Source organism: Streptomyces sp. GbtcB6 (genome assembly GCF_019091475.1).
Classification (GTDB): Bacteria; Actinomycetota; Actinomycetes; order Streptomycetales; family Streptomycetaceae; genus Streptomyces; species Streptomyces hyaluromycini.
Map to the genome: position 1 here is coordinate 1 of NZ_JAGXJL010000415.1, position 242 is coordinate 242.

At 71.9% G+C, this 242-nt stretch carries 1 pseudogene; it reads left to right on the top strand.

The window, feature by feature from the left end:
* Positions 1 to 242 (top strand): annotated as a pseudogene (locus tag KVT45_RS57560) (sulfite reductase); the annotation flags it as partial.

The following is a 242-nucleotide window of genomic DNA, read 5'->3' on the forward strand; positions in this document are numbered from 1 at the left end:
GTCCTCCGGCGAACAGCACCGGGCCACCGACTTCTACTGCGAGGAGGAGCCCACCGCCCTGCTCGCCGAGGGCACCCTGACCCGCCCCGACACCGCCTTCTCCCGCGATCAGCGTGCCTAGGTCTACGTACAGGACCGGATGCGCGAACACGGCCCGCTGCTGTGGGCCTGGCTCCAGGACGGCGCCCACTTCTACGTCTGCGGCGCCGCCTCCCGGATGGCCAAGGACGTCGACCGGGCCC